Origin of the sequence: Lactobacillus delbrueckii subsp. delbrueckii DSM 20074 = JCM 1012 (assembly GCF_001433875.1) — a bacterium.
GTDB lineage: Bacteria > Bacillota > Bacilli > Lactobacillales > Lactobacillaceae > Lactobacillus > Lactobacillus delbrueckii.
Genome location: NZ_AZCR01000027.1, coordinates 1 through 9,060, shown reverse-complemented (window position 1 = coordinate 9,060; position 9,060 = coordinate 1). Strand labels below are relative to the sequence as shown.

Sequence of the window (9,060 nt, the reverse complement as noted above, 5' to 3'; positions counted from 1 at the left end):
GCAATCTCAACAGTCGTGATTACCACGTCTTCAAGTGGCTTGTCGTTGCCGTCCTTGGCTACCTTGGCAATTTCGTCAACGACATCCATGCCTTCAGTTACATGGCCAAAAACAGTGTGTCTGTGGTCAAGCCATGGCGTACCACCTTGCTTGTAAGCCTTGACAACTTCTTCTGGGTATTGGGCATCGCGCAATTGTTGAATGAAGCGCTTTGGCATATTCTTGTTTTGCACGATGAAGAATTGTGAGCCGTTGGTGTTTGGACCAGCATTAGCCATTGACAAAGCCCCGCGCAGGTTGAAGAGTTCGTTTGAGAATTCGTCTTCAAAGTTGTGACCCCAGATGCTTTGACCGCCGGCACCAGTACCTTCCGGGTCCCCGCCTTGGATCATGAAGTCGCTGATCACCCGGTGGAAAGTTACGCCGTCGTAGTAGCCCTTTTGTGCCAGGCGGACGAAGTTTTCAACAGTCATTGGTGCTTCTTCTGGGAAAAGCTGAATGACGATGTCGCCGTGGTTGGTCTTGATAGTTGCCTTTGGGCCCTTGGCTTGGTCAAGGTTAAGTTGTGGGTATTCAGACATTATTTATATGCTCCTTGTCATACTAATTCTTTAGATTCTTTCTAAATTATATCATTCGGCATAAAAAAAGACAGCAAACTGAAAAAAGACAGCAAACTGCTGTCTTAGGAAAAATATTAGAGCTGAGCAACGTATTCACCAAGCCGCTTGACTACTTCTGCCAGCTTGTCATCGGCTGCCGCGTAAGAAAAGCGGACATAGCCAGCAGATCCTTTACCAAACACGCTGCCTGGAATCAGACCAACTCTGGCTTTCTTAGCCACATCTTTGGCGAAAGCAAAGTCATCACTGCCGAATTTCTCCGGAATCTTGGCAAAAATGTAAAATGCCCCTTGCGGTACGGCCATTTCAAAGCCCAGCTTAGTCAGATTATCAACCAAGAAGTCCCGCCGGCGCTGGTAGGCTGCCTTAAATTCTTTTGGATCGTCAAGCCCCTTGGTCAAAGCCTCAATTGCCGCGTCTTGGGCGATATTGTCCACGCAGGTCACCATGAAGCTGTGGGCCTTGGCCACATTTGGCAGTAAACTTGCCGGAGCCGCGATATATCCAAGCCGGTAGCCGGTCATGGCATGTGACTTAGATAAGCCGCTGATCAAGATTACCTGTCCTGGCAGTAAAGTAGCCAAAGAGAAATGTTCTTGGTCGTAAATCAGTTCGCTGTAGATTTCATCACAGATTGCCAGCAAATGGTGCTTCTTGATCACTTCCGCTAAAGCAGTTAACTCATCTTTGGAATAAGTCCGCCCTGTTGGGTTGCATGGATAGTTGAGCATGATTGCCTTAACCTGGTCGCCGGCCGCCTCAATCTCCGCTTCCAGCCGCTCTGGCGTCAAGTTAAAGCCAGTATCTGAGGTGTCGATCATCACCACTTCCCCGCCTGCCATTTCAATGTTGGTGAAATAAAGGGAAAAGACTGGTGTTGGCACTAAAACCTTATCACCTGGATTTAAAAGTCCCAGTAAAGTTGCCGTAATTGCTTCAGTTGCCCCGTCAGTGACAATAACTTCAGTTTCCGGGTCATAGTCAACCTGTCTGCTTGCCGCAAGATACTTGCTGATAGCTTCGCGCAGGGCCAGCTTCCCTTTTGATGGCCCGTAGTGGGAGTCGTCTGCTTCAATTCCCCGAATAGCGGCCCTTTTAACATGATCTGGCACCGCGAAGTCTGGTTCCCCCAAGGTGAGCTTGATAATTCCCGGAATCTGGGAGATTTCTTCGTCAAAAGCCCGGATGGCTGAAGGTGCGATTTTAGCAATATTTCTGTTGCCTAAATCCCGCAAGTTAGGATCTGTTTCTGGCATGATGATCGTCTTTCTATAAAAAACAAAGAATACTGTCTACAAAATGTTTTCCAGGCCGACATAGAGCTGGTTTAAGTCAGCTGCCTTTTCCAAGGCAACCTTGACCCCGCTCATGAAGGATGACCGGTCAAAGGAGTCCTGCCGGATGGTCAAGGCTTCCCCCTTGCCGCCAAAAAGCACCTGTTCATGAGCGACGTAGCCTGGCAAGCGAACCGCGTGCAGCTTGATGCCTTGGTAATCGCCGCCTCTTGCCCCTGGCAGGCTTTCTGTCGTGTCTGCTGCTGTTTGGTGGGGCTCGCGGACTTCAGCGATCAGCTTGGCTGTGGCCAAGGCCGTGCCTGATGGAGCATCCTTCTTGTCTTCGTGGTGCATTTCGATGATTTCCACGTCTGGGAAGTACTTAGCTGCTTCTCGGGCAAACTTCATCAATAAAACAGCTGACATGCCAAAGTTAGGAGCGATCAAGCCGCCAATTCCCTTCTCCTTGGCCAATTGCTTCAACTCAGCTTCCTGCTGGTCAGTCAAGCCAGTCGTCCCTACGATTGGCCGGTAGCCGTTTTCCAAGGCATAGCGGACGTTTTAGTAGACAGAGGCTGGTACAGTAAAGTCAACCCAGATATCTGCTGCGTCGGCTGGAATTTCATCCAGGCTGGTGTACAGCTTAGCGCTTGCTGGCAGGCCATAGTCTGCTGGATCGCTGCTCTTTAAACGGTGGGCCAGGCCGGCCGTTATTTCAAAGTCTGGCAGGCTTGCTACTAATTTAACGACTTGCTGGCCCATTGAGCCGGCAAAACCGGCCAATAAAATTCTTGGCATTCTTAATCTCCTTCTAACATATCACGCGTCAGCTGACCAGCTAATGCATCCTTCGGCAGCTTCAAAGCAGTGGCGAGTTCTTCCTTTTCTTCATCGTTCAAAGCTACAAGCGGCAACCGTAAGCCGCCTACTTGGTAACCCATGGCAGCTAAAGCCGCCTTAACTGGTGATGGTGACGGGAACATGAACAGGGCGTTCATCCGCGGGGTCAGCCAGCGCTGCAGGTTGCCGGCCAAGGCAAAGTTGCCCGCGTAAAGTTCATCGTACATTTCCCGCATTCTTGGGGTGTACAGGTGACTGGCAACTGAGATGACCCCGTCAGCGCCCAAAAATCTGGCCGTCAGCGCCTGGGCATCTTCGCCGGTAAAGACGGCAAAGTCTACTGGCCGGCCGGATACGATCTCTTCGATTTCTTCCAGGCTGGCGCACTGCTTGATACCGGCAATATTGGGATGCTGGGCCAGCTGTAAAATAGTTGACACTTCCATTTTAACCCCAGTCCGGCCCGGAATGTTGTAGATGACTACTGGAATGTGAACCTGGTCAGCAACTGCCGTAAAGTGAGCGATCATTGACCGCTGGTTTGGCTTGTTGTATGGCGGAACGACAACCAAAGCATAGTCGATGCCCGGGATCTGGGCAACTTCTTCAGTAAAAGCAATGGTTTCCGCTGTGTTGTTACTGCCCGTGCCGGCAATAACCGGTACACGCCCATTTACAATCTGACCAAAGCGGGTGTACAAGGCGATCTTTTCGTCATGGGTCAAAGTTGGCGTCTCACCAGTTGTCCCGCCAATCACAAAGCCGTTGCAGCCCTGGTCAATCAAGTTGTTGGTTAATTCAGTCAAGCTGACAAAGTCGATCTGTCCGTCTTCCGTAAAAGGCGTAATGATTGCTGTCAGTAAGTCCGCATTTTGTAAGTTATGGTTCATTTGTTTTGCCTCTTTTATTTCACTTAGTCTTCCGTCATTCGGTATTCCAAAAAGCCGGTAATTGCCGCGATGCCGCGGCTGATTGAACTTTCCTGGGGGGTTAATGTTGCTGAGTGCAGGGGTGAATCGTCTCCAACACCTAGCCAGAACATGGTTCCCGGGATCTGAGCCAGGAGGTAGCCGAAGTCTTCCCCGGTCATCGCCGGGGCCGTTTCGACATATTCAACCCCGTCAGCCTGCTTCATGTATTTAATGAAGTTTTCAGTTAATTCTGGGTTATTTTCAACTGGCCAGTAGCCGCCTTGGTTGAGTTCCAGCTTGACTTTGACGCCGAAGCTCAGCTCAATTCCCTGGCAGACTTCGGCCAGCCTTTTGTCGATCAATTCGATCATGCTTTGGGTAAGTCCCCTGATCGTGCCTTCAATTCTGGCTGAATCAGCGATTACGTTTCTGATCTTGCCGGCAGTCAACTTGCCCAAGGTGATAACCCCGCTTTGAACCGGATCAATATTTCTGGAAATGATGGTCTGGACCTGCATAATCAAGGCAGCTGCCGCGACAACCGCGTCATTTGACAATTGCGGGAAGGCAGCGTGCCCGCCCTTGCCTTGAATATCAATGTTGACTTCAGTCGTTCCGGCAAACAAGGTGCCGTTCCGGCAGCCAATCACCCCAGCCGGCAGACTTGGGTTATCATGCAGGCCGTAGAATTCATCAACATGCCACTTACCGGTGAAAAGTCCCAGCTGGTAGGCCTTCATGCCGCCGCTCTCGCTTTCTTCAGCCGGCTGGAAGAAGAACAGGAGGTTGTCAGTTGGCTGATGCTCGCTAAAGTAGCTGAGAACACCCAAAGCAACCGTCATATGGATGTCGTGCCCGCAGGCATGCATCACGCCTTGGTGCTTGGAAGCATATGGCAGGCCGGTTGCTTCAGTTACCGGCAAAGCATCAATATCCGCCCGGTAGCCGATGGTCCGTTTAGCCTTTGACCCCTTGACCAGAACCAGGAGTGCGGTTGGCAATTCTGCTGGTTCCCTGATTTCCAGGTAGTCTTGCTTCATCTGCTTGATCACATCCAAGAGATAAGCATGGGTTTGATATTCTTTTAAAGCCAATTCCGGGATCTGGTGGAGTTGGCGCCGAATTTGAAGCAACTCGGCTTCGGTCAATACTGCCATTGAAAAACTTCCTTAATGTGGACTAACTTATGTCTGTTTTGTTTACTTTAACTTGACTCTTTACAGCTTGCGCAGGTCTTCTTCCAGGCCGGTCTTGCTTTCTGTCTTGGCATCGACTTCCTTGATTACCTTGGCTGGAACGCCGGCAACCACCGTGTGCGGAGCCACATCCTTGGTCACAACCGCACCCGCTGCTACAACTGCACCTTCACCGACGTGGACGCCTTCCAGGACAACCGCGTTGGCACCGATCAGAACGTCATCGTCAATGCGGACCGGCAAGGCAGAAGCTGGTTCAACCACCCCGGCTAAGACCGTACCGGCACCGATGTGGCAGTTCTTGCCAACGATCGCCCGGCCACCTAAGATCGCGCCCATGTCGATCATTGAGCCGGCACCGATTTCCGCGCCAATGTTAATTACCGCCCCCATCATGATAACCGCGTTATCACCGATCAAGACCTGGTCACGGATAATAGCGCCTGGTTCGATCCGGGCATTGATTTCCTTAAGGTCCAGCAAAGGAACAGCTGAATTGCGGGCCGTGTTTTCCACGCGGACAGATTCAAAGTCAGCTTCGTGTTCTGCTAAAAACGGCTTAAGAACTTGCCAATCGCCGAAGACTACGCCAGCTTGACCGCTGACAAAAGGATCCGTTCCATCTGGGAAAGTGACTTGATCAAGGCCGGCGCCTCGCAAGTAAACCTTAACCGGGGTCTTCTTTGGTGCTGAACCAATGTAGTTGATAATGCTTTGCGCGTCTAATTCTGCCATAATATCTTTCTCTTTCTAATCTGCATCTGTTTCTGTTACTTCGAAGAGACAAAGAAAAAGCTCCAGATTGCCTTAACAATTTGGAGCCCGAAAAATTCAAAATCAAATTCTCTCGTCAAATTGCAAGCGCAACGCAGGTACCTTCCCTGCGACAGTCCATGGCCTCTTAAGCCATAGCCCAGCCAATCCGCCTTGCCAAAACGGACGCTTCGGCAACCTCCCCTTTCTTGCAAGTTCTCCGCCTGGCTGGCTCCCTTGCCTTACTCTTGTCGGTTGCGCCTCTTCAATTTGTAGTCAGTTTATAATATTGGCCTCATTTTGTCAACAGCTTTTTCAGCTTTTTATTTGCATATTTTTATTTCAAGCTTCCTCAAGCACTGGTATCACAATGTTTAGAAGGCGATTATCATGAATTCTCAGAATCTTTCTTTGCATTTTCCAGAGAAAAATGGTAAAGTCCATTCTGATTAAACTTAAATTATGATTAAAGACAAACACGAAAGAGAGTAGCCCATGAAAGTTGTTAAGTTTGGTGGCAGTTCCCTGGCTAGCGGTCCTGCTGTAGAAAATGCTTTGAAGATTATTACCGCTGAAGCTGAAAGACAAGTTGTCGTTACGTCTGCCCCAGGCAAACGCTTTGACGATGACATCAAAGTCACTGACCTTTTGATCAAGTACGCCCATGAAATTAGCCATGGCAGAAACGGGCTTGAAGTTGCTGACCGGATCTTCCAGCGCTACGTTGAAATCGGCGAGTACTTTAACTTGCCGCTCGAAGAAATCTTGCCCTTGAAAGAGATCCTGTTGAATTTGCCAAAGGATCACTATCCAAACAAGAACTATCTGCAGGCGACCTTTAAGGCCCATGGCGAGCGGCTTAACGCCAAGCTGATTGCGAAGATTCTGCAAAGCCAAGGGGTAAAGGCCCGCTATGTTGATCCTAAAGAGGCAGGGATCATCGTTACCGGTAGTCCAAACAATGCCTCTGTCAACCCGGAAAGCTACCAGCTCCTGGAAAACTTTGCCTATGACGCTGACGAAAAGCTGATTTTCCCAGGCTTTTACGGTTATACTCTGGCTGGCCATATAGCTACCTTCTCAAGAGGTGGTTCAGACATTACCGGGGCGATTTTGGCCAGAGGTTTCCACGCTGACTTATATGAAAACTTTACTGATGTCGATGCTATTTTCTCCGCTAACCCGAAGGTTGTTGACCAGCCCCATCCGATCCACACGATGACCTACCGGGAAATGCGGGAATTGTCTTATGCTGGTTTCTCTGTCTTTCACGATGAAGCCTTGATCCCGGCCATTCAAGGGCAGATTCCAATCAATGTGAAGAATACCCAGCACCCGGAAAAGCGCGGGACCATGATCGTACCGGAAAAAGGCTTCAAGCCTGAAACCGTCATTACCGGGATCGCCAGCGGCAAGCACTTTGGTGCCCTCTACCTGCACAAGTACCTGCTCAACAAGGAAGTTGGCTTTACCCTCCGCATCCTGCAAATCTTAAACAAGTACAAACTGTCCTATGAACACATGCCAACCGGGATTGACGACTTGACTTTGATCTTTGACCGGGACACGTTAAATGATGAATTGATCGACCAGATCTGCAATGAAATTCAAAATGAAGTCAGTCCTGACCACTTGGAATGGATCAGCAATTACGCGATTATCATGCTGGTCGGTGAAGGGATGAGGGACCGGATCGGGGTCATCCGGGATATTGCCACGCCTGTAGCCAGAGAGGGTATTTCTCTCCGGATGCTCAACCAAGGGGCTTCCGAAATTTCTATCATGCTGGGCACGGCAGCTAAAGATGCCGACCGGGCAGTAGCCGCGATTTACGACTACTTTTTCAAGCAAGAAGCACAAGGAGAATAAGATGACTAAATTATTGAAAGTCCATGGCTCACAGAATTCCTTCTTCATTCTGGACCAGACTGAACTGGAAAATCCGCTGACTGATAATGAACTGCGGCAATTGACCCAGACACTTACTGATCACAAGACTGGCCTGCTTGGCGGAGCTGACGGCATCCTGTCAGTTGAGGAATCAAGACACCCAGGCGCTTTAGGCAAGATGCGGGTTATCAACACTGACGGCAGTGAAGCCTCAATGTGCGGCAATGGTCTTAGAACAGTTGCCCGCTACTTGCACGAAAAGACCGGAGAAAGCCAGTTTAAGGTGGAAACCATGTACGCTGACCTGGCCGTCCGGCAAGCTGATGACTTTGCAGAAGGAGTGCCGGCTTTCGGGGTAGAAATCTCCCCTGTCCGCTTCAATAAAGAATCTTTGCCTTTTGACAATTTGGGACATAACCGCCTGCTGGACACTCTGGTACCAGAATTGGTTCCAGGCTGGCGTTTTAGTGCTCTAGCCGTGCCTAATCCCCACCTCATCGCCTTTATCAAAGAAGAAGGCCTGGAAAGTCCGGTCTTAGGAGAGCTTGGTGCCTACTTGAATGGAGAAAATCCATACTTCTCAGACGGGGTCAACATCAACTACACCGTTATCCGCGGCGATAGCCAGCTTTTTGTCAGAACCTACGAACGGGGCGTTGGCTTTACTAACGCCTGCGGGACAGGGATGTCAGCCAGCTCATTGGCCTTTGCCTTGACTCACCCGGACCTGGGCCACTTTGAAAAAGAGATCTCTGTCTACAATCCTGGCGGTATGGTCAAGACCGTCTTGCACCAAAAGGATCACGGCTACTGGATCGAACTGATCGGCAACGCGACTGAAACTCATACTATTGAAATTCCAGAAGACCAGCTGCACAGCGGCCAGTTTAAGCTGGAGGCGGTGCAGACCAAAGAAACTGGTGAACAAGCTGCATACCTGGCTTTCGTTGACCAGCTGACCAAGTAGCATCCGAATCATAAAACTTACTAAATCTTGATAATCACATCAATATTGGTAAGTTTTTCTGATATTTCTTTCTAGTTAAATCTATGGGTAGATTCAACTTGGCAAAAGAAATCAGATTTTTAACCTTTTGAAGTTAAGGTCAGTGAGTACGGTTGGCTCTCAAATAACGCCAAATGGCATTATCCAATAGCTTTTTATCTGCCCCACTGAAAACTTTTAGCATGGCAGTCGGAAAGGCATCTTGCCTACTAAAAAGCAGGCAAGCATATCGTGATGCCTTCTCGAAGCAGTCAAGCCGCGATTTTAATACCCCGAACTGAGTTCGTTAAAGCTGACTGCTCTTACATGCTAGAGCCTTCAACTTTGTAGTATTACTTGCCTTATGCTTCTTTTATCCGACTGTCAAGAATCTCCTTAACTCGCTTATAAGGCGTGTAAAGCGTGATTTCTTCGTCAGTTAATCTACTCAATATATTTTTTGCAGCAGCGATGTTTGCATTCATCTCGCCGCATTTCTTGCATTTAGTCAGTTCATGATGACTGCCGTATCTTTCCTCAAAATGCTGCCCGCAGATTGAACAGTACTGAGAAGTATATGCTGGATTG

Annotated in this window: 8 protein-coding genes, 1 pseudogene and 1 riboswitch; of the genes and pseudogenes, 2 read left to right on the top strand and 7 right to left on the bottom strand. The window is 49.3% G+C overall.

What is annotated here, in order from left to right:
• From FD23_RS05135 to dapD, 6 genes and pseudogenes are all read right to left on the bottom strand, one after another.
• On the bottom strand, nt 1-581 hold a 581-nt coding region (locus FD23_RS05135), incomplete at its 3' end, for a peptidylprolyl isomerase (protein ID WP_057717951.1).
• A gap of 116 nt (nt 582-697) precedes the next feature.
• Nucleotides 698-1,879, bottom strand: a complete 1,182-nt coding sequence (locus FD23_RS05130) for an aminotransferase class I/II-fold pyridoxal phosphate-dependent enzyme (protein WP_025895671.1) — start codon at nt 1,877-1,879, stop codon at nt 698-700.
• A gap of 36 nt (nt 1,880-1,915) precedes the next feature.
• Nucleotides 1,916-2,695, bottom strand: a pseudogene (gene dapB, locus FD23_RS05125) (4-hydroxy-tetrahydrodipicolinate reductase).
• A gap of 2 nt (nt 2,696-2,697) precedes the next feature.
• Complete coding sequence (gene dapA / locus FD23_RS05120; RefSeq protein WP_025895670.1) at nt 2,698-3,627, bottom strand: 4-hydroxy-tetrahydrodipicolinate synthase; 930 nt, start codon at nt 3,625-3,627, stop codon at nt 2,698-2,700.
• A 23-nt stretch (nt 3,628-3,650) separates the two neighbouring features.
• Entirely contained in the window at nt 3,651-4,805 is a 1,155-nt protein-coding gene (locus FD23_RS05115; protein WP_025895669.1) for an N-acetyldiaminopimelate deacetylase, read from the bottom strand.
• Between the two features lie 60 nt (nt 4,806-4,865).
• Nucleotides 4,866-5,579: a 2,3,4,5-tetrahydropyridine-2,6-dicarboxylate N-acetyltransferase gene (dapD, locus tag FD23_RS05110; RefSeq protein ID WP_025895668.1), complete on the bottom strand. Its 714-nt coding sequence runs from the start codon at nt 5,577-5,579 to the stop codon at nt 4,866-4,868.
• A gap of 115 nt (nt 5,580-5,694) precedes the next feature.
• Nucleotides 5,695-5,871: riboswitch (Lysine riboswitch) on the bottom strand.
• 221 nt (nt 5,872-6,092) lie between these two features.
• Here dapD and FD23_RS05105 point away from each other — a divergent pair.
• Nucleotides 6,093-7,466: an aspartate kinase gene (locus FD23_RS05105; RefSeq protein WP_052933661.1), complete on the top strand. Its 1,374-nt coding sequence runs from the start codon at nt 6,093-6,095 to the stop codon at nt 7,464-7,466.
• Nucleotide 7,467: 1 nt separating this feature from the next.
• Nucleotides 7,468-8,454: a diaminopimelate epimerase gene (gene dapF / locus FD23_RS05100; protein WP_025895667.1), complete on the top strand. Its 987-nt coding sequence runs from the start codon at nt 7,468-7,470 to the stop codon at nt 8,452-8,454.
• A gap of 380 nt (nt 8,455-8,834) precedes the next feature.
• Here the strand turns inward: dapF and FD23_RS05095 are convergent.
• The coding region (locus FD23_RS05095; protein WP_155515441.1) for a zinc ribbon domain-containing protein at nt 8,835-9,060 on the bottom strand (226 nt) is incomplete at its 5' end.